General features: G+C 72.1%; 18 protein-coding genes and 1 riboswitch. Of the genes, 6 read left to right on the top strand and 12 right to left on the bottom strand.

Features of this window, described 5'->3' with window-relative positions; genetic code table 11:
- Positions 1 to 84 precede the first annotated feature (84 nt).
- A complete protein-coding gene (locus ABFY03_RS21030) occupies positions 85 to 1074 on the bottom strand; it encodes an NAD-dependent epimerase/dehydratase family protein (protein ID WP_346170597.1) in 990 nt (329 codons plus the stop codon).
- 343 nt (positions 1075 to 1417) lie between these two features.
- Between ABFY03_RS21030 and ABFY03_RS21025 the strand changes: the two genes are divergently transcribed.
- Both ABFY03_RS21025 and ABFY03_RS21020 read left to right on the top strand, forming a co-directional pair.
- A complete protein-coding gene (locus ABFY03_RS21025) occupies positions 1418 to 2176 on the top strand; it encodes a class I SAM-dependent methyltransferase (RefSeq protein ID WP_319014076.1) in 759 nt (252 codons plus the stop codon).
- Between the two features lie 62 nt (positions 2177 to 2238).
- A complete protein-coding gene (locus ABFY03_RS21020) occupies positions 2239 to 2571 on the top strand; it encodes a deoxyxylulose-5-phosphate synthase (RefSeq protein ID WP_319014077.1) in 333 nt (110 codons plus the stop codon).
- An 89-nt stretch (positions 2572 to 2660) separates the two neighbouring features.
- Here the strand turns inward: ABFY03_RS21020 and groL are convergent, their stop codons facing one another.
- The 4 genes from groL to thrC all read right to left on the bottom strand — a co-directional run bounded on the left by groL (position 2661) and on the right by thrC (position 6898).
- On the bottom strand, positions 2661 to 4283 hold the full coding sequence (groL, locus tag ABFY03_RS21015; protein ID WP_031012284.1) for a chaperonin GroEL: 1623 nt from the start codon (positions 4281 to 4283) through the stop codon (positions 2661 to 2663).
- A 393-nt stretch (positions 4284 to 4676) separates the two neighbouring features.
- Positions 4677 to 4880, bottom strand: coding sequence for a cold-shock protein (locus ABFY03_RS21010; protein ID WP_030498267.1), 204 nt, complete (start codon positions 4878 to 4880; stop codon positions 4677 to 4679).
- A 414-nt stretch (positions 4881 to 5294) separates the two neighbouring features.
- Positions 5295 to 5570, bottom strand: a complete 276-nt coding sequence (locus tag ABFY03_RS21005) for a MoaD/ThiS family protein (protein ID WP_319014078.1) — start codon at positions 5568 to 5570, stop codon at positions 5295 to 5297.
- A 23-nt stretch (positions 5571 to 5593) separates the two neighbouring features.
- A complete protein-coding gene (thrC, locus tag ABFY03_RS21000) occupies positions 5594 to 6898 on the bottom strand; it encodes a threonine synthase (protein WP_346170596.1) in 1305 nt (434 codons plus the stop codon).
- A 17-nt stretch (positions 6899 to 6915) separates the two neighbouring features.
- A riboswitch (SAM riboswitch) is annotated at positions 6916 to 7058 on the bottom strand.
- 121 nt (positions 7059 to 7179) lie between these two features.
- Between thrC and ABFY03_RS20995 the strand changes: the two genes are divergently transcribed.
- From ABFY03_RS20995 to ABFY03_RS20985, 3 genes are all read left to right on the top strand, one after another.
- The gene (locus ABFY03_RS20995; protein ID WP_346172278.1) at positions 7180 to 8121 is read left to right on the top strand and encodes a glucosyl-3-phosphoglycerate synthase; all 942 of its coding nucleotides are present in this window, start codon (positions 7180 to 7182) and stop codon (positions 8119 to 8121) included.
- A 170-nt stretch (positions 8122 to 8291) separates the two neighbouring features.
- Complete coding sequence (locus ABFY03_RS20990) at positions 8292 to 10130, top strand: DUF7927 domain-containing protein (protein WP_346170595.1); 1839 nt, start codon at positions 8292 to 8294, stop codon at positions 10128 to 10130.
- 102 nt (positions 10131 to 10232) lie between these two features.
- Positions 10233 to 11678 carry an alpha,alpha-trehalose-phosphate synthase (UDP-forming) gene (locus ABFY03_RS20985; protein ID WP_319014081.1) on the top strand — a complete coding sequence of 482 codons (1446 nt, stop codon included), beginning with the start codon at positions 10233 to 10235 and terminating at the stop codon, positions 11676 to 11678.
- On the opposite strand, the gene ABFY03_RS20980 is transcribed toward ABFY03_RS20985, so the two are convergent.
- Positions 11675 to 12025: a winged helix-turn-helix transcriptional regulator gene (locus ABFY03_RS20980; protein ID WP_346170594.1), complete on the bottom strand. Its 351-nt coding sequence runs from the start codon at positions 12023 to 12025 to the stop codon at positions 11675 to 11677. The two genes, ABFY03_RS20985 and ABFY03_RS20980, sit on opposite strands and share 4 nt — an antisense overlap.
- A 95-nt stretch (positions 12026 to 12120) precedes the next feature.
- Between ABFY03_RS20980 and ABFY03_RS20975 the strand changes: the two genes are divergently transcribed.
- Positions 12121 to 13005, top strand: coding sequence for an NAD(P)-dependent oxidoreductase (locus tag ABFY03_RS20975; RefSeq protein WP_346170593.1), 885 nt, complete (start codon positions 12121 to 12123; stop codon positions 13003 to 13005).
- Between the two features lie 113 nt (positions 13006 to 13118).
- Here the strand turns inward: ABFY03_RS20975 and ABFY03_RS20970 are convergent, their stop codons facing one another.
- The 6 genes from ABFY03_RS20970 to ABFY03_RS20945 form a co-directional block, all read right to left on the bottom strand.
- Complete coding sequence (locus tag ABFY03_RS20970) at positions 13119 to 14396, bottom strand: ATP-grasp domain-containing protein (RefSeq protein WP_346170592.1); 1278 nt, start codon at positions 14394 to 14396, stop codon at positions 13119 to 13121.
- Positions 14393 to 14722 (bottom strand): putative quinol monooxygenase, encoded by a 330-nt coding sequence (locus ABFY03_RS20965; protein ID WP_346170591.1) that lies wholly within the window; start codon positions 14720 to 14722, stop codon positions 14393 to 14395. The genes ABFY03_RS20970 and ABFY03_RS20965 overlap by 4 nt, the downstream gene beginning before the upstream one ends.
- A complete protein-coding gene (locus ABFY03_RS20960) occupies positions 14722 to 15708 on the bottom strand; it encodes an NAD-dependent epimerase/dehydratase family protein (protein WP_346170590.1) in 987 nt (328 codons plus the stop codon). Before ABFY03_RS20960 ends, ABFY03_RS20965 begins: the two co-directional genes overlap by 1 nt.
- 93 nt (positions 15709 to 15801) lie before the next feature.
- A complete protein-coding gene (locus ABFY03_RS20955) occupies positions 15802 to 17034 on the bottom strand; it encodes an MFS transporter (RefSeq protein WP_346170589.1) in 1233 nt (410 codons plus the stop codon).
- Positions 17031 to 18371, bottom strand: coding sequence for an amidohydrolase family protein (locus tag ABFY03_RS20950; RefSeq protein WP_346170588.1), 1341 nt, complete (start codon positions 18369 to 18371; stop codon positions 17031 to 17033). Before ABFY03_RS20950 ends, ABFY03_RS20955 begins: the two co-directional genes overlap by 4 nt.
- Complete coding sequence (locus tag ABFY03_RS20945) at positions 18368 to 19621, bottom strand: ATP-grasp domain-containing protein (protein WP_346170587.1); 1254 nt, start codon at positions 19619 to 19621, stop codon at positions 18368 to 18370. The genes ABFY03_RS20950 and ABFY03_RS20945 overlap by 4 nt, the downstream gene beginning before the upstream one ends.
- Positions 19622 to 19644: the final 23 nt, after the last annotated feature.

Raw genomic sequence — 19644 nt, 5'->3', positions numbered from 1 at the left:
CCGCGCCGGACGACGCGCGCCCTGACCTCGCGCGCCCTGGCTACTCCGCCAGCAGAGCCAGGAGTTCGGCCTCGCGCGCCCTGGCTACTCCGCCAGCAGAGCAAGCAGTTCGGCCTCGCGCGCCGGGCTGAGCCCGGCCCGGCGCTCCCGGTCGAGCCCCTGCTCCCGCTCCCAGGCCAGCGTGTCCGCGATCGTCTCGGCCGAGGGCCGCTGCCGCAGCCCGGCGGCGGCGGCGGCCGCGCCCGTACGCGCCTGGAAGCCGGCCCAGTCCTCCGCCACGATCCACAGCGGCAGCGACTCGGGCCCCATGAACTCCTCGACCCCCTGCTCCAGCAGCCACGCCGACGCGGCCGGCACGACCGGCCCGGTGTGCCCGGCGACCTCGCGCGAGAGGGCGATCCACTCGCCGAGGAACATGTTCCGGCCCACCGTGTCGAAGGTGCCCGCCAGCCCCTTCTCCGCCGAGTCGAGGATCCAGTCGACGAGGTCCCGCACGTCGATCACCCGCGTCGGCAGCATCGGCTCGTCCGGCACCAGCATCGGCTCCCGCGGCTCCCGCGCGGCCCGGGCCGCCCAGTAACCGGTCCGGTCGCTGACGTCACCGGGCCCGCCGATGAGCCCCGCCCGCGCGATCAGCAGCCGGTCTCCGACGGCGGCGGCCGACGCCAGCTCGCAGGCCGCCTTGGCCTCCCCGTACAGCTCCCGCCCGACCTCGTCCAGCTCGGTCGGCGCGAGGATCTCCGCGGACTCGTCCGCCCCGATCTCGGACTGCGAGGCGTACACGTTCCCCGACGACACGTACGTCCAGTGCCGGGCCCGCCCGCCGAGCGCGTCGAGCGCCCCCCGGACGAACCCCGGCTGCCAGGACACCTCGACCACGGCGTCCCACTCCCGGTCGAGCAGCCCGTCGTACGCCCCCGGCTCCCGCCGGTCCGCCGCCACCAGCCGCGCCCCCGCGGCCACCTCCCCGCTCTCCCCCCGCGCCAGACACGTCACCGCGTGCCCCCGCGCCAACGCCCGCCGCGACACTTCCCGCCCCAGCCAGGCCGTACCGCCCAGCACCAGAATCTCCATGCCGCCCAGTCGACCACCCAACCCCCCACTCCGGGAAAGCAGTTCGCCGTCGGCGCACGAAATGCGCCGACGGCGAACGAACGGCTCCGGCGAGGGCCGGGAACAGCCCTGCCCGAGGGCCCCGAAAACCCACCCCGGCGTCCCCCGGAAAGCCCCCTCACGGCCCCGCCAAGGCCCCTCCGCCACGACCTCGGGCCCCGCCCGGGGGGACGACTTACCGAACGCCCGGAACGCCCCTCACGCACCCTCACAGCCCCTCGCCCGCCACCCCCAACACCCCCTTTGACCTGGGCATTTGACGCTCCCACCCCTACCCTGGAACTCACGTCGAGGGGAGATCCACATGGAGCAGACGGTGCCGAGGACGGACCGGAACATCCGCACGATCGAGGACGTCCTGACCCTGCTGGACGGGCTGTTCGCGCCCGGGGCCGACCGGTGGACGGAGGGCGGTGCCGCATGGTGGGACGGCTTCTACGCGGACCGGGAGCGGCCGGTGCCGTTCTTCGTGCCGAAGCCGGACGAGAACCTGGCGGCGTACGCGGAACGGGGCCTGCTCAAGGGCGGCGGACGCGCCCTCGACCTGGGGTGCGGCCCGGCCCGCAACGCCCTGTACCTCGCCTCGCTCGGCTACGAGGTGGACGCCGTGGACCTCTCGGCGACGGCGATCGGCTGGGCACGGGAGCGGGCCCGGGAGAACGGCGTCGAGAACATCCGCTTCCTCTGCGGCAACGCCTTCGCGCCCGGCACGGTCGAGGGCCCGTACGACCTCGTCTACGACTCCGGCTGCCTCCACCACCTGCCCCCGCACCGCCGCGTCAGCTACCTGGCCCTCCTGGACCGCGTCCTCGCCCCCGGCGGCCACTTCGCCCTGACGGCGTTCGCGGCGGGCGAGGGCGGCATGGGCTCGGAGCGCCCCGACGCCGACTTCTACCGCGCGGGCGCCCTGGAAGGCGGCCTCGCCTACACGGACGCGGACCTCCGCGCCCTCTTCGCCGACCGCCTCACCCCGCTCGAACTCCGCCGCATGCACGACGAACCCGCCGACTCCCCCCACTTCGGCAGAAGCTTCCTCTGGACGGCCCTCTTCCGCCGCCCGTAGCAACGGGCGGAGGGCGCCGAAATCGCGGGCACGGCCGCCCCGTCCGCCCCTACCCTGCCCCCATGGGAGTCAAGAGGTCCTCGTACGTGTGCCTGCCGTGCCGGGGCTCGTACAAGCAGGGGGACGAGCACGGTCACGAGCACCGGTGTCCGCGGTGCGGCGAGCCGATGGTGGGCGTCGGCACCGCGTTCCAGCCGCCGAAGCGGCGGGACGACGAGGCGTGGCGGGTGCTCTCCGTGCTGCTGCACGCGGGGGTGCGGTTCCACACCAGCTGCTGCCAGGGCTGCGGCCCCGGCTACCGCCCCCGCACCCTCGCCGAGGTGAAGGCCCGCGTCGCGTACGCCCGCCGCACCGGTGAACCGCTCGCCGAGGCCCTCGTGCGGCCCGTCGTCTGAGTGCCGGGAACGCGCCGAGGGCGGCACCCCCTTCGCGGGGGTGCCGCCCTCGGTTCGCGTGTCAGCGATGAACCACCGATCCCTCGGGATCAGAAGTCCATGTCACCGCCCGGCATGCCGCCGCCGGCCGGGGCCGCGGCCTTCTCCGGCTTGTCGGCGATGACGGCCTCGGTGGTGAGGAAGAGCGCGGCGATCGACGCGGCGTTCTGCAGCGCGGAGCGCGTCACCTTGGCCGGGTCGATGATGCCCTCGGCGACCAGGTCGACGTACTCGCCGGTCGCGGCGTTGAGGCCGTGGCCCGGGGTCAGGTTGCGCACCTTCTCGACCACGACGCCGCCCTCGAGGCCGGCGTTGACCGCGATCTGCTTGATCGGGGCCTCCAGGGCGAGCTTGACGATCGCGGCACCGGTGGCCTCGTCGCCGTCCAGCTCCAGCTTCTCGAAGACGCTGGAGGCCTGGAGCAGGGCCACGCCACCGCCGGCGACGATGCCTTCCTCGACGGCCGCCTTGGCGTTGCGCACGGCGTCCTCGATGCGGTGCTTGCGCTCCTTGAGCTCGACCTCGGTCGCGGCACCGGCCTTGATGACCGCCACGCCGCCGGCGAGCTTCGCGAGGCGCTCCTGGAGCTTCTCGCGGTCGTAGTCGGAGTCGCTGTTCTCGATCTCGGCGCGGATCTGGTTCACGCGGCCCGCGACCTGCTCGCTGTCACCGGCACCGTCGACGATGGTGGTCTCGTCCTTGGTGATGACGACCTTGCGGGCGCGGCCCAGCAGGTCGAGACCGGCCGACTCCAGCTTGAGGCCGACCTCCTCGGAGATGACCGTGCCGCCGGTGAGGATGGCGATGTCCTGGAGCATGGCCTTGCGGCGGTCGCCGAAGCCCGGGGCCTTGACCGCGACGGAGCGGAAGGTGCCGCGGATCTTGTTGACGACCAGGGTCGACAGGGCCTCGCCCTCGACGTCCTCGGCGATGATCAGCAGCGGCTTGCCCGACTGCATGACCTTCTCCAGGAGCGGGAGGAGGTCCTTCACGGAGGAGATCTTGGAGTTGACGATGAGGATGTACGGGTCCTCGAGCGCGGCCTCCATGCGCTCCATGTCGGTCGCGAAGTACGCCGAGATGTAGCCCTTGTCGAAGCGCATGCCCTCGGTGAGCTCGAGCTCCAGACCGAAGGTCTGGGACTCCTCGACCGTGATGACGCCTTCCTTGCCGACCTTGTCCATCGCCTCGGCGATGAGCTCGCCGATCTGCGTGTCGGCGGCGGAGATGGAGGCGGTGGAGGCGATCTGCTCCTTCGTCTCGACCTCCTTCGCCTGGTCGAGGAGGGCGCCGGAGACGGCCTCGACGGCCTTCTCGATGCCGCGCTTGAGGGCCATCGGGTTGGCACCGGCGGCGACGTTGCGGAGGCCCTCGCGGACGAGCGCCTGGGCGAGGACGGTGGCGGTGGTCGTACCGTCGCCGGCGACGTCGTCCGTCTTCTTGGCGACTTCCTTGACCAGCTCGGCGCCGATCTTCTCGTACGGGTCCTCGAGCTCGATCTCCTTGGCGATGGAGACACCATCGTTGGTGATCGTGGGGGCGCCCCACTTCTTCTCGAGGACGACGTTGCGGCCCTTGGGGCCAAGGGTGACCTTGACGGCGTCAGCGAGCTGGTTCATGCCGCGCTCGAGACCGCGCCGGGCCTCCTCGTCGAACGCGATGATCTTGGCCATGTGAAGTGGTCCTCCCGGACATGGGGTGGATAACGCTCCAGGACCGCGCCGACGCCCGCGACGGACGGCCTCCGCGTTCCGCGTGGTTCCTTGCCCCACCCGGGTCGGCGGCCTCGCCGTGCTCGGTCCTCGTAGCACTCTCACCTTCCGAGTGCTAACGCCAATGATTAGCACTCGACCCATGCGAGTGCAAGCGACTCTCGTGGATCGGGCAGGGGAGCGGGCGGCGGATCGGGCGGTGGATCGGGCGGTGGGCCGGCCAGTGGATCGGGCAGCGGATCGGCGACTCCGCGCCGGAGCGGCGAGACGCTCCCGGGAACGCGTGAGGGGCCCGCATCCCTGGGGATGCGGGCCCCTCGACGACGAGACGTCGGTGGCCGATCGCGCCGCGCCTCAGGCGGTCACCTTGACCATGTCCGCCTGCGGACCCTTCTGACCCTGCGAGATCTCGAACTCGACTCGCTGGCCCTCTTCGAGGCTGCGGTACCCATCCATCTGGATGGCGCTGTAGTGGACGAAAACATCCGCACCACCGTCGACCGCGATGAAGCCGTAGCCCTTCTCCGCGTTGAACCACTTGACGGTGCCCTGAGCCATGCCTAACTCCCCTATTACGTACTGGCCCTTGAGCGGACCCGCACTTCGCGGACCCGGGTCAGAACCTGCGCCGGAACGCGTCGACCGCCGCTGAATGTATCTGTCCAACTGCCCTCTGCAACAGGGCAATCGAGCGGGAATTCTGGAAGGCGCGGAAAGGGGGATCGGGAAGAAATCCCAGAATTGCGGGGCAAGTCGGGCCGGGCGAAAGGCACATAAGGGGCAGACTGTGCGCGCTTTTCGGCCGCTTGTTGTCGCATTCTTGTCAGGTCCGAGGCCGCTCTCATATGCGTCCGGCATGAGCGGCGGAGGGGACTTCCCCAACTCTACCGCGCTCAACCATGCAGAATTGCCCCCTCCGCTTTCTCTCGCGGAAGGGGCAATTCTGGAACGAAAGCTACCAACAGGTAGGGATCAGCCTCCGGCGACGGCCGGGATGATCGAGACGCCCGCGCCGTCCGGCGTGGCGGTCTCCAGGCCCTGCTCGAAGCGGACGTCGTCGTCGTTCACGTAGACGTTCACGAAGCGGCGCAGCTTGCCCTGGTCGTCGAGGACGCGGGCGGCGATGCCGGTGTGGTTCTTCTCCAGGTCGGCGATGACCTCGGCGAGGGTCGCGCCCTCGGCGGCCACCTCGGCCTGCCCGCCCGTGTAGGTGCGGAGGATGGTGGGGATGCGGACGTTCACGGCCATGGCTGTCGTCGTGCCTCTCTGGGTCAGTGGGCCAGGCCCGCGTCGCGGAACGCGTCCAGGCTCGGGCGGATGGTGGCGGTCGCCTGAGAACTGTCGGCCACGGCGTCCAGGGTCTTGAGCCCGTCGCCGGTGTTGAGGACGACGGTGGTGAGGTTCGGGTCGATGACGCCGGCCTCGACGAGCTTGCGCGTCACGCCGACGGTCACGCCGCCCGCCGTCTCGGCGAAGACGCCCTCGGTCCGGGCGAGCAGCTTGATCGCGTCCACGATCTGCTCGTCGTTCACGTCCTCCACGGCGCCGCCGGTGCGGCGGGCGATGTCCAGGACGTACGGGCCGTCGGCCGGGTTGCCGATCGCGAGGGACTTGGCGATGGTGTTCGGCTTCTGCGGGCGGACCACGTCGTGGCCGGCCTTGAAGGCCGCTGACACCGGGGAGCAGCCCTCCGCCTGGGCGCCGAAGATCTTGTACGGCTTGTCCTCGACCAGGCCCAGCTTGATCAGCTCCTGGAGCCCCTTGTCGATCTTGGTGAGCTGGGAGCCGGAGGCGATCGGGATGACCAGCTGGTCGGGGATGACCCAGCCGAGCTGCTCGCAGATCTCGTACGCGAGCGTCTTGGAGCCCTCGCCGTAGTACGGACGCAGGTTGACGTTCACGAAGCCCCAGCCCTCGCCGAGCGGGTCGCCGATGAGCTCCGAGCAGAAGCGGTTGACGTCGTCGTAGTTGCCCTCGATGGCGACCAGGTCACCGCCGTAGACACCGGCCATGACGACCTTGCCCTGCTCCAGGTCGTGCGGGATGAAGACGCAGGAGCGGAAGCCGGCGCGGGCGGCGGCGGCGCCGACGGCGCCGGCCAGGTTGCCGGTGGAGGAGCAGGAGAGGGTGGTGAAGCCGAAGGCGCGGGCGGCCTCGATGGCCTGGGCGACGACCCGGTCCTTGAAGGAGTGCGTCGGGTTGCCGGAGTCGTCCTTGACGAAGAGCCTGCCGGGGGCGACGCCGATCTCGCGGGCCAGGTTGTCGGCCTTGACGAGCGGGGTCCAGCCGGGGTTCAGGTTCGGCTTCTCGGCGACGTCGGCCGGGACGGGCAGCAGGGGCGCGTACCGCCAGATGTTCGCGGGGCCGGCCTCGATCCGCTTCCGCAGCTCCTCGGGGTCGCCGGCCGGCAGGTCGTAGGCCACTTCGAGGGGGCCGAAACACAGCTCGCAGGCGAAGATCGGGCCGAGGGCGAAGACCTCGCCGCACTCGCGGCAGGAAAGCCCGGACGCGGGACCGAGGTCGACGGCGGGGGCGGCGTTGTCGGCAGCGGCGGGTGCGACAGTCTGTACAGCCATGGAGGCGAGGCCCTTTCTCCTCATCTTCCTCATGGCGCATTTCGCCATGAGACGGATTTGGCACCTTCCCTAGCCGGGGGCCTCGCTGGCGCAAGACAAACCGACTGGAGGGTTGCCGGGGCTTCAACGGGCCGTATCCCTCTGCCCCTCTGGATGAGCGGTATTCGATTGTGGGACGCGGGTGGGACCCCGACATGCATCGGGCCTCCGCGTTGTTCAAGACTGTAACCGAAGGCTTCGAAGGTGGAGACGGTCGTCCGATCCGCGAGATGGAGATCACGTTGCTGGAAGAAGTGGAGCGCTGGCTGACCCGGCGGTCCTGGTCCGTGTCCGACCGCCCCCTGGAACGGGTGCTCGCCGCCAAGCGGGGGACGAAGGTCAGCGTGGTGCTGCCCGCGCTGAACGAGGAGGCGACCGTCGGGGACATCGTCAGCGTGATCCGGCGCGAGCTGATGACCGAGGCGGTGCCGCTGGTCGACGAGCTGGTGGTGATCGACTCGGGCTCCACGGACCGCACGGCCGAGGTCGCGGCCGCGGCCGGCGCACGGGTGGTCGCGCGGGACGACGTACTCCCCCGCATCCCGGCCGTCCCGGGCAAGGGCGAGGTCCTGTGGCGCTCACTCATGGTGACGAGCGGGGACGTGGTCTGCTTCGTCGACGCGGACCTGAGGGACTTCTCCGCGGACTTCGTCACGGGGATCGTGGGCCCGCTGCTCACCGACCCGGACGTGGACTTCGTGAAGGCGATGTACGACCGCCCCTTCGCCGGCACCCCTGGTCAGGGCGGCCGGGTGACGGAGCTGGTGGCGCGCCCGCTGCTCAATCTGCACTGGCCGCGGCTGGCCGGCTTCGTGCAGCCGCTGGGCGGCGAGTACGCGGCACGCCGCTCGCTGCTCGAACGGCTGCCCTTCCCCGTCGGTTACGGAGTGGAGCTGGGCCTCCTCGTCGACGCGCTGCACACGGTGGGCCTGGACGCGCTCGCGCAGGTGGACGTGGGGGTCCGCAAGCACCGGCACCAGGACGGCCAGGCGCTGGGCCGGATGGCGGCGGCGATCTACCGGACGGCGCAGCTGCGGCTCTCCCGGGGCCATCTCGTGCGCCCGCAGCTGACGCAGTTCGAGCGGGGGGAGAAGGGCTTCGAGCCGCGGACGTACGCGGTGGACACGGAGGAGCGCCCGCCGATGGCCGAGATAGCGGAGTACGCGCGGCGGCGCGTGGCCTGAGGGGCCGGTGGGGCCGGTGATGCCGGCGGGGTCGGTGGGGCCGGAGATGCCGGTGGGGCCGGCCGGATCGGTGAGGGGCGGCGAGGGGCGGCGGGGCCGGGGAGGGAGCGGGTGCACCGCCGCGTGGCGTAACGCCACCACATAGTGCGCTTTGCCTACATTGCCCTTTTATGCGCTTCGTACGATCTCACCCCGCCGGGGTGCTCGCGGCGGGCCTCCTCGCCGCGGCCGCCCTCCCCCTGGCGGCGCCCGGCCCGGCCGCCGCCGATGTCGTCGAACCCTTCGGGGAGCGGTACCAGGAGTCCCTGTACGGGGACTTCACCACCGTCGGCAACACGGTCATGGGCTGCCCGACCGCCCCCGCCGACCCGGCGGCCCGCTGCGCCGCCGCCACGAAGGGCGAGGGCGCCGACAACAACAACACCTTCGTCATGCGGCGCCTCGACACCGACGGCACCGGCGCGGCGTACGGCTCCAGCACCGGCCGGGTCCGGATCCCCGAGGGCGCCGAGGTGGCCTACGCCCGCCTCTCCTGGGGCGGCAACGACGGCACGTACCGGGGTCCCGGCGGGGCGCGGCTGAACCGCTGCGACCTGTCCGGCGCGGACGTCGAGCGCTCCCCCGGCGACCCGGCGACCACGGCCCCGCTGCTCGCGGTCGGCGGGAAGCCGGCCGCGCCGGTCTCGATCGACAGCATGGTCGTCGACCCGGCCGACACCGGCGGGCCGCACTACTACACGGGCGAGTCCGACGTGACCGCCGCCTTCGCGGGCGTCTCGGGGACGAGCGCGCCGGTGGCGGTCGGCGTGGGCGGGGTGTGGGCGCCGAACGGCAAGGGCTGCGTCGCCGGCTGGTCCCTCACCGTCGTCCACCGCTTCCCGGGCCCGGACCCGGTGAAGGCCCCCGAGCGGCGCTCCGTCCACGTCTACGGCGGGCACGTGCTCCAGCGCTCGGCCTCGCCGGCCACCACGGTCACGGTGGACGGCTTCCACCGCTCCCCGGGAAAGGCGCGGGCGAGCGTGACCGCGTACGAGGGCGACCGGAACACGCCCGGCGACACGTTCCTGGTGGACGGGAAGAACGTCACGGAGGCCCACACCGGCAACACGAACAACTTCTTCGTCGGCGGGGACGACGGCGCCGTCTCCCCGGACCTCGTCGACAACCTGTCCCTCGACGCGAAGGAGTTCGAGATCCCGGAGGGCGCGATCCCCGCCGGCGCGACCTCGGCCGAGCTGACCTTCGCCACCAGGGGCGACACCTACGTCCCCTCCGGTCTGGCCTTCTCGGTACCGGTGCCGGACCTGGAGGTCACCAAGACGGCGCGCCCGCGCACGGTGAAGCCGGGCGACACCCTCACGTACACGATCACCGCGAAGAACGTCAGCGGACGCGACTACCGGAACGCCTCCTTCACCGACGACCTGACCGGCACCCTCGACGACGCCGCCTACGCGGGCGACGCGAGGGCGGACCTCGGGAAGGTCACGTACGCGAGGCCGCGGATCGGCTGGAGCGGTGACATCCCGGCCGGGAAGACGGCCACCGTGACGTACTCGGTGACGGTGAAGGACCCGGTCACCGGCGACGGGAAGCTCCGCGACGCGGTCGAGGTGGCGTCCCCGCGCTCCACCTGCGGCGAGGGCAGCGAGGACCCGGCGTGCGCGGTGACCACGGTGGTGGAGACGCCGTCCCCGTCCTCCCCGTCCCCGTCCACCTCGTCACCGACCCCGAGCCCGGCCCCCTCCACCCCGGACCCGACCGACTCCACCTCCCCCACCGGCCCGGCCCCCTCCCCCTCCGTGACGACCGCGGTGGCGCCCGCCCCCGGCCCCGGCCACGCCGGCCCCGGCCGCGCCGGCACGGAAGGCACCGGCACGGGAGGCCGCGGTTCGATGGCCGAGACCGGCGGCAACGGGGAGCGGCTGTGGCTGCTCGGCGCGCTGGCGGTCGTCCTCGCGGCGACGGGCCTGGTGGCGAAGGCGGCGATGCGCGACCGCCGCGGCTGACGGGCCGGACCCGGCTGACCTGCGGCGCGACGCAGCGTGGCCGGATCGACGCGTCTCGTATACGTACGTTTGAGCGTTTACGGGACGGGCTAGGTTCGGCACATGGTTTCCGTACTCGTGGCATCCAACCGGGGGCCCGTCTCCTACACGATCGGTGACGACGGCACGCTCTCCTCCCGCAGGGGCGGGGGCGGCCTCGTCTCCGGCCTGAGCGCCGTGGACTCGCAGGACAGCCTCTGGGTGTGCGCGGCCCTCGGCGACGGCGACCGCGAGGCCGTCCGGCGCGGGGTCGCCGAGCCGGGGGTGCGGATGCTGGACATCGACCCGGAGGTGTACGCCGACGCGTACAACGGCATCGCGAACTCGGTGCTCTGGTTCCTCCACCACCACCTGTACGACATCCCGCGCGAGCCCGTCTTCGACGCGGAGTTCCGGCGCCGCTGGGAGTCGTACCGCGCCTACAACCGCGCCTTCGCCGAGGCGCTGGCCGCCGAGGCCGGCGAGGGCGCGGCGGTCCTGGTGCAGGACTACCACCTGGCGCTGGTCCCCGGGATGCTCCGCGAGCTCCGCCCCGACCTCCGGATCGGCCACTTCACGCACACCCCGTGGGTGTCGTCGGAGTACCTGCGGATGGTGCCGGACGACATCGTCGAGGAGCTGCTGTGGGGCATGCTCGGCGCCGACGAGCTCGGTTTCCACACCTGGGGATGGGCGTCGTACTTCATCGGCTGCTGCTCCCAGCGCGACGACTCCACCGGCATGGCGCAGGGCGTCTGGCCGAGCGGCGACCCCTGGTACGGGGTGGAGTGGCGGCGGTACGGCCTCGGGAAGGGCCGCACCCGCGTCCAGGTGTACGCGCTCGGCGTCGACGGCGACGACCTGCGGGCCCTGGCCCACCGCCCCCAGGTCGACGAACGGCTGGCCCGCCTCCGCGAGGAGGTCGGGGGCCGGAAGACCATCGTCCGCGTCGACCGGACCGAGCTCTCGAAGAACATCCTCCGCGGCCTCCTCGCCTACCGCGAACTGCTCACGACGCACCCCGAGTGGCGCGACAAGGTCGTCCACCTGGCCTCCGCCTATCCCTCCCGGCAGGACCTGGAGTCGTACCGCGCGTACACGGCCTCGGTCGTCGCCCTGGCCGAGGAGATCAACGCCGAGTTCGGCACCCCCGACTGGCAGCCCGTCCTGATCTCCGTCGAGGACGACTTCACCCGCTCCCTCGCCGCCTACCGCCTGGCCGACGTGGCCCTGGTGAACCCGGTCCGCGACGGCATGAACCTGGTCGCGAAGGAGATACCGGTGGTCTCCGACGCCGGCTGCGCCCTGGTCCTGTCGACGGGCGCCGGCGCCCACCAGGAGCTGCGCCAGGACGCCCTCACGGTCAACCCCTACGACGTCTCCGCGACCGCCGAGGCCCTCCACCAGGCGCTCGCCATGCCCGCCGACGAACGCGCCGCGCGCACGGCCCGCCTGGCGGAGGCGGCCACCGCCCTGCCGCCCCAGCGCTGGTTCCTCGACCAGCTGGAGGCCCTCCGCAACCCGTCCTAGCCCGGCCCGGTCCCCTCCCGCCGCTCGCGGCCCCAGGCGGCGAGCGGTTCCAGGGCGTCGTTGAGGCGGACGCCGTCCTTGGTGAGCCCGTACTCGACGCGCGGCGGGACCTCCTCGTACGAGACGCGGCGGACGATCCCGTCCGCCTCCATCTCCCGCAGGTGCGAGGCGAGGACCTTCTCGGTGATGCCCGGCACCATCCGCCGCAGCTCCCCGAAGCGCCGGTCGGGCCCGTCGTGGAGGGCCCACAGGATGAGCACCTTCCACTTGCCGCCGATCACCTCCATGGCGGTGTCGATGCCGCAGACGTGCTCGCCGTCCTCCTCGGGCCGGTTGACCGTCGCCATGTGCACCCTCCTGACCTGCTCGCTCACCCCAGGGTAACCACCCACTCCGAAGTGGGTACTTGAGCAGGTCAGAGCCCTGCCACAGCCTTGGAGGCATGACAGCGAACCCCCTGCCCCAGACCCCCGTCACCCTCCTCGGCCTCGGCGCGATGGGCACCGCCCTCGCCCGCGCCTGGCTCGCCGCCGGCCACCCGCTCACCGTCTGGAACCGCACCGCCGCCCGGGCCGAGCCGCTGGCGGCGGACGGCGCGGCGGTCGCCGCGACCGCCGCCGAGGCGGTCGCCGCGAACGGACTGGTGATCGTCTGCCTCCTCGACGACGCCTCGGTCGAAGCCGCGCTGGAGACCAGCGACCTCACCGGCAAGGACGTCGTCAACCTGACCACGACGACCCCGGCCCAGGCCCGGACCCGGGCCGCCTGGGCCGAGGCCCGCGGCGCGCGCTACCTGGACGGCGGCATCATGGCCGTCCCGCCGATGATCGGCGTGCCGGAGGCGGGCGGCTACGTCTTCTACAGCGGCGCCCGGGACCTCTTCGAGACCCACGCACAGACCCTCGCCGTCCCCGCCGCCACCCGCTACGTCGGCACCGACCCGGGCCACGCGGCCCTCCACGACGTGGCCCTGCTGAGCGCCATGTACGGCCTGTTCGCCGGCGCGGCCCACGCGTTCGCCCTGATCCGCAAGGAGGACATCGACCCGACCGCCCTGGCCCCGCTCCTCACCGAGTGGCTCACGGCCATGGCCGGCCCCCACATCGCCCAGACCGCCGACCAGCTGACGACCGGCGACTACACCACCGGCGTGGTCAGCAACCTCGGCATGCAGACGGCCGGCACCCCCACCTTCCTCGCCACCGCCGCCGACCAGGGCGTCAGCCCGGAACTCCTCACCCCCTACTTCGCCCTCATGCGCCGCCGCCTCGCGGAGGGCGACCCGTCGGAGGACCTGACGGGCGTGGTGGACCTGCTGCTCCGCTGACGTGGTGCGGGGCCGACCGGGAAGACCGGCCCGGCACGACGCGGACCCCGCCGGGCAGAGCACCTTGTCGAGGGTGATGCCGACGGGGTCGGGGGGGGGAGGGGGTTCGCGTCTCAGGACTCGGGCGTCACGTGGAAGCGGATGGCCGCCGCCAGGTCCTCGCAGCGGCGGACGGCGGCCGCGCGGGTGGGGGCCGTCGCGAAGACGTAGCCCTTGTCGCTGGCGAGGAGGGAGTCCATGGAGGCCGTGCGGTCGCCGACGTGCTTGGCGAGGACCACGCCCTCGTCGACGCCGGTGAAGTCCTTCAGGTACGGGATCATGTGCGGCGGCGTGGTGCCCTTCGGGACCCAGCGGACCGGGACCGGCAGTTCGTCCACGCCGCTGATCGCGGTGATCACTCCCGCTTCCGCGTCGAGGAAGCGGATCGCGGCGCCGCGCTCCGGCTCCGGGGCCTCCTCCGGGAGCCGGTCGATGCCCAGCGGGACGGTGAGGAAGAGACGGGCCGGGTCCCAGCCGGTGGAGCGGTTGACCATCTCGGGGATGCCGGCGCCCGAGAGCCTGTTGTGCGTCTCCAGGAGGCGCGGGCCGTTCGGAGTGAGGACGAACTCGCTGTGCGAGGGGCCGTCGGTGAGGCCGACCGCGTCCAGGACGCCGGCGGTCACCGCGTGGATCTCGTCCCGGAAGGGCGCGGCCTGGTCGCTGGAGACGCTGCACTCCCACTCGACGAAGTGCTCGTTCACCCGGTACTCGCAGATGCCGAGGACCACGTGCCGGCCCTGGTGCGAGAAGGCCTCGACGCTGACGACCGGGCCCTGGAGGAACTCCTCGGCGAGGACGCCCCCGTAGCCGAAGTCCGCCACGGCCCGCACCGCCGCCGCGGCCTCCTCGGGCGTCTCCACCCGGTGGATGTGCAGGCTGCCGGCTCCCTTGCCCGGCTTGAGGACGATGGGGCCGCCGACCTCCGCCAGGAACGCGACCGCTTCGGCCTCGGTCTCGACGATCCGGTGGCGGACCGGGCTCAGCCCGTGGCGGTCGAGGGCGGCGCGGGTCAGTGCCTTGTCCTGGATGATCCGGGAGACCTCGGGGTCGGTGCCGGGCAGGCCGAGCTTGGCGTTGACCTCGCCGACGGGGACGGCCGCGAGCTCGGTGGTGGTGAGGATGAACTCGAAGGGGTCCTCCTCGTGCAACGGCTGGAGGAGCGCGAGGAGTTCGCCGGTGTCGGTGATGTCGCCGGTGAGGATCGCGGAGACGTGCTCCTCGGCCTCGGCACGGTCGAACTGGCCCTCGGTGTGGACCAGGGTGACGTCGATGCCGAGCTCGCGGGCGCCGTGCACGGGGGCGGGGCGGCCGCCGACGACGGCGATGCGGCGCGGGCGCGGGGTGGTGGTCATGCGGTCGCTCCTTCGATGGCGGTCGGGGTGGTGGGGGCGTGGCCCAGGGGGGTGGACGGGTGCACCTCGCGCTCGACGCGCGGCAGGATCTCCGGGAGGTAGATGTCCTGGATGGCGGACTCGTCGCCGTGCCGCTCCCAGTGCTCGCGGCTGGCCCAGCGCTCGACGAGGACGAACCGGCCGGGCGCCTCGTGGGACTGGTACGCCTCCCAGCCGACGCAGCCCTCCTCGGCGAGGCAGACCGGGCGCATCCGGGTGAGGGCGTCGGCCACCGGGGCGATGTCCTCGGGGCTCCTGGCGTCGATGACGACGATGAGGTCGAACATCACTGTTCCCTGCCTTCCTGGGCCTGCTGGGCCTGCTGGGTTTCCGGGGTGTCCCCGGCGGTGGTCCGGGCGAGTTCGGGGAGCCACTCGGCGATCGGCGGGAACCGGTGGCCGAGGGCGACGAGCCGGTCGGTCGTCACCCCGAAGTCGACGGGGAAGGAGTACGGGGACAGGGCCGGGTCGCCCGTCGGGTCGTCCTTCTCCGTGACGGTGGCACGGAGCCCGGTGGCCCGTTCCACAGCCGTGATCATGTCGTGCGGGCCGGCGGTGTCGGGGGAGGCGACGTTGACGGTGCCGGTCGCGTCGGAGACGGCGGCCCAGGCCAGGAAGCGGGCCGCGTCCTCGGCCCGCACCAGCGAGGTCCTGCCGGGCTTCGCGTGGACGGTGATCGGTTCGCCCGAGACGATCCGGTCGTGGTGGAAGCGGAACCTGCCGGTGAAGTCGCCCTCGGCGGCGAGGACATGGGAGACGCGGGCCACCAGGACCGGCACCAGGGCCGTCCGGAGGAGCGCGGCCTCGGCCTGCCGCTTGCCCTCGCCGTAGTTCTCCTCCAGGTACGACATGTCGAGCCAGGGCAGGTCGGTGTCGTAGTCGTACGCGGCGGGGTCGAGCTCGTCCTCGTGGGCGAAGACGCTGATCGGCGGGGCCGGGATCCTCCAGCGGAAGGTGTCCCTGTTGTAGACCTCGATGGTGCTGGTCAGGACGAGCTTCCCGGCCCGGTCGCCGAAGGCGCGGGCCGCTTCGACCGCCGCGTTCGGCGTGTAGCACATCTGGTGGATGACGGCGTCGAAGCGCTCGCCGGCCACCGCCTCGGTGAGCTCGCCCGGCCGGTTGACGTCGGCGCGCAGCCGGCGGACCGAGTCGCCGAAGGGGTCCGGGGTGCGGCCCCGGTTGACCAGGGTGACGCGGTGCCCCCGGTCGAGCAGCTCACGGACGAGGATCTTCCCGAAGTAACGGGTCCCGCCCACGACACAGATGTCGGCCATCTGTTCCTTCTCCTTGGTGCCTTGGTTCCTTGGGTCCTCGGGTCCTCGGACCCCAGGTCTTCTGTCGCTCGTCGCCCCGGGAGGGACGGGCGGTCAGGCGGCGGCCTTCTCGCGTTCCGGAGTGCCGGGCGTCGCGGGGTCCGGAGTCGTCTCCTCGTCGCGGCCCGCGAGGCAGGCCACGGCGCAGACCGCCGCCACGGCCGCCGTCACGTACCAATTCGCGCCGGGCAGGCCGGTATTCCGTGCCAGGTCGAAGAGGACGCCGGCCGACAGGGAGCCGATCATGTTGCCGGCGCTGCGGAAGAAGTGCATGGCGCCCATCGCCTTGGCGAGCCGCTCCTCGGGGACCTTGCGGGCCACCCAGATGTCGAAGGAGGGCACGAAGAGGATCTCGCCCAGGACGACGACGAAACAGCCGACGACGATCCACGGGACGCTCCGGCCGGCGCCGAAGGAGAGGAACGCGACGGTCATCCCGCCCAGGCCCACGGCCATGACGGCACCCGGGCGCAGCCGCTTGATCAGGAAGGTGAAGACCGGGTACTGCAGCGCGAGCACGGTCAGACCGGTGATCCAGAAGGGCGCGGAGGGGGCCCAGTCGGCCGCGTACCGCTGCATGTGGAGGGGGATGCCGACGACGAAGCCGATGGAGAGGAACCAGAAGACCGCCGACAGGAGGAAGTAGCGGGTGGCGCCGCGTACCTCGATGCCCTGGAAGACCGCGGTGCTGAACAGCGCGGGGCGCCGGCCGTCCGCCGGAGCCGAGGGTTCCCCGAAGCCGGCCTTCGGGATGAGGAAGGAGGCCACCAGGCAGTACGCCATGAAGAAGGCGAAGACCAGGGCGAAGAGGGTCCGCAGGTCGAACCCGATGACGAGACCGCCGAGCAGGGCTCCGCCGAACAGGCCGACCTGGCCGCACATCTGGAAGGTCGAGAAGGCCTTGGGGCGCTCGGCGTCGGGGAACGCCATGAGCACGTTCTTCAGGCCCGGGAAGGAGGTCCCGGAGCCGAAGCCGATGAGGAATCCCAGCGCGCCGTAGAGGGCGAGCTGGTCGACGAAGCCCATCAGCCCCAGGGCGACGGCCTCGGTCGCGGTGCCGAGGAAGACGGCCCCGCGGACCCCGGCGCGGGCCGCGATCCCCTCGTAGAAGAAGGTCGCGAGCAGCCGCCCGACGTACGTCATGCACATCACGACGCCGGCCCAGAGGCCGCTGCCGGTGCCGCCGAGCGTGGCGACGAGGACGGGGAACCAGATGAAGCTGCCGGTGTTGGCGAGCAGGATTCCGGCGTTGACGCCGATGAGCGCCCGCCGGCGGTCGGTGGTCACAGGGTGGCCTTCCCCTTCGAGTCGTTCGAGCGGAGCTCCGCGATGGCGCGCGCGAGGGCCGGGCGGTCGACGGGGACGCCCTGGACGACGGTGGCCAGCGGCAGGGCCGACAGGGGCCGGCCGGGTGTGTGCAGGTTGTAGGTGGCGTGCGCGCCGACGGTGAGCGGGTGGCGGCCGGAGCGGTCGCCGCTCAGCTCGTCGAAGTAGCGGCGGCCGCCGACGGTCGCCTGGTGGCGCAGGGCCTCGGCGAGCGCCGGGCCGGTGTCGTCGCCGCGCAGGGCGTCGAGCTCGCCGAGGAACGAATAGCCGTGGTACGCGCCCAGGTTGCCGGCGTCGGTGCCGATGAGCAGGTCGCCCCGGCGGAGCGCGGCGAGCGCGTTGTTCCGCATGTCGCGGAGGGCGGCGCTCCGGGTCTCCTGGCAGCCGTACTCGATGCCGAAGGGCTTCTCGACCGTCTCGACGAACGCCAGGTTGTACGGGTCCTGGGTCTCGCGGAAGCCCTCGCGGCCGTACTCGGTGAGGAAGTCCTCCCGCGTCATGATCATCGAGCGGAGTCCGGCGAGGGTGGAGACGAACCGCGCCCCGCTGAGGCCTTCCCACTCGGCGTCGGTGAGGGTCCGGTCGCGGACCGAGTGGGCGAAGAGCCGGAAGCCGCACGCGTAGGCGAAGCGGGTCTCCTCCAGGGTGTTGCAGTCGATGACCGCCGTCACCCCGCGCTCGGCGGCCATCCTCGCGGTGAACCGCATGACCCGCTCGGAGAGCCGGGAGAAGCGGACCGGGCTGCCGGGCTGCTCGGTGCCGTCCGTGAACATCACCTTGAGGAAGGTGCCGCCGCGCTCGGCGTTGGAGCGCAGCGCGTGGTCCAGGTCGGCCTCGACGGAGATCAGGTGGACCGGGGCCGGGAACTCGACGCCGTGGCCGGTGAGTCCGGCCGCGTCGGTCACCGCCGTCACCGCGTAGCCGGGGTGCACGAGCTCGGGGTACGGCCAGGGAGAGGCGGCCCGGCCGGCCTCCCAGCCCTCGGCGAGGAGGGGGAAGCCGAACATGTCCACGATGTGGGTGACCCCGTGGTACAGGTACTGCAGGGCCGTGATCCGGGGGTCGTCGACCGTGTCGTCCCAGTTCGGGGGGAGCGAGACGTGGGCGTGGGTCTCGGTGTAGCCGGGCCACAGTTCGGTCTCGGCGCCGGTGCGGGTCGCGCCGGTGGCCTCGAAGGCGGTGAAGACGCCGTCCTCGGAGGTCACGTCGTACACGGCGGCGGGGTCGAGGGACGGGACGGCCACCCCGTGCTCGACGACGCGGCCGGGCTCCACCGTGAGGTGGACCGGGAGGTTCATCGGGCCACCTCGACGCGCATCCTCAGGTCGATCAGGTCCAGGCCCTCCTCGCAGCGCTTGTTGACCTCGTCGCGGTCGGCGCCGGTGAAGATGATGTGGCCGATCCAGTCGAAGTTGCTCGTGGAGAGCCGCGCCACGTCCGTGCCCGGCTTCTTGTACGCCTGGGCGCTGTGGAAGCCGGGAGCCCCGGACAGCGCGTCGAAGCCGATGGACTCGACGGTGCCGGCGACGGGGGCGCCGAACCAGTGGCCGCCGGCCGTGGTGCTTCCGGGGAAGGGCAGTTCGGGGCGCTCGCCCAGGGCCTGGCGGATGACCTGGAGATAGGCGTCGACGCCCGAGGAGATCTCCATCAGGGTCGGCACGATCCCGCCGACGAGGCGGCCGTTGACCTCGCACAGGACCGGGCCGTCCGGGCTGAGCAGGTACTCGGTGTGGATGAAGCCGAAGTCGATGCCGAGCTCCTCCAGGACCTTGGTGGTCGTGGCGAACAGCTCCTCCTGGAGCGGGTGGCCGTCGAAGTAGGTGGCGCCCATCTCGATGAAGTACGGGAAGCCGCTCAGCGGGCGGTCCGTCACGCCGAGGTTGACGATCTCCCCCTTGCCGAGCACGCAGGACTCGACGGAGATCAGCTCACCGGGCACGAACTCCTCGATGAGGATGTCCGGGATGCGTACGACGCCGCGGCCGTAGTCGACGACGTCGGCCAGCTCGGCCAGGTAGGCGGCGAGGTCGTCCTCGTCCCTCAGGTGCAGGACGTGGAGGCTGGCCGTGCCGTCCGAGGGCTTCACGACGCAGGGGAAGCCGACCTCGCGGACCGCCGCCTCGACCTTCGTCACGTCGGAGACGTGGGCGAAGCGGGGCTGGCGGACGCCCTTGCCGTCGAGGGTGAGGCGGGTGAGGTGCTTGTGGCGGGCGTTGCGGGCGCCGTCGATGCTCATGCCCGGCAGGCCGAGCGCCTGGGCGACGGCGGCGGTGTGGACGGTGTGGTACTCGCTGTAGGTGGTGACGCCGTCGATCGGGTGCTCGGCGTGCAGCTCGGTGGCGAGGGCGATCAGCTCGTCGATGGAGAAGGCCTGCTCGCTCTTGACCACCCGGCAGCCGGGGTGGGCGTAGGCGGCCTCGGCGAGCGGGGAGACGGCGAGGTAGAAGTCCGGGTCGACCGAGACGAGGGTGACCTCGTGGCCGAGCTCCAGGGCGCCGGCGATGCCGGCGATGCCGTTCGGATTGCATTCGATCATGAGGATGTGCATGGGGACTCCCGAGTTCTGAGAAG

The sequence above is a fragment of the Streptomyces roseofulvus genome (assembly GCF_039534915.1).
In the GTDB taxonomy this organism is placed as follows: domain Bacteria; phylum Actinomycetota; class Actinomycetes; order Streptomycetales; family Streptomycetaceae; genus Streptomyces; species Streptomyces roseofulvus.
This window is presented reverse-complemented; position numbering and strand designations above follow the sequence as displayed.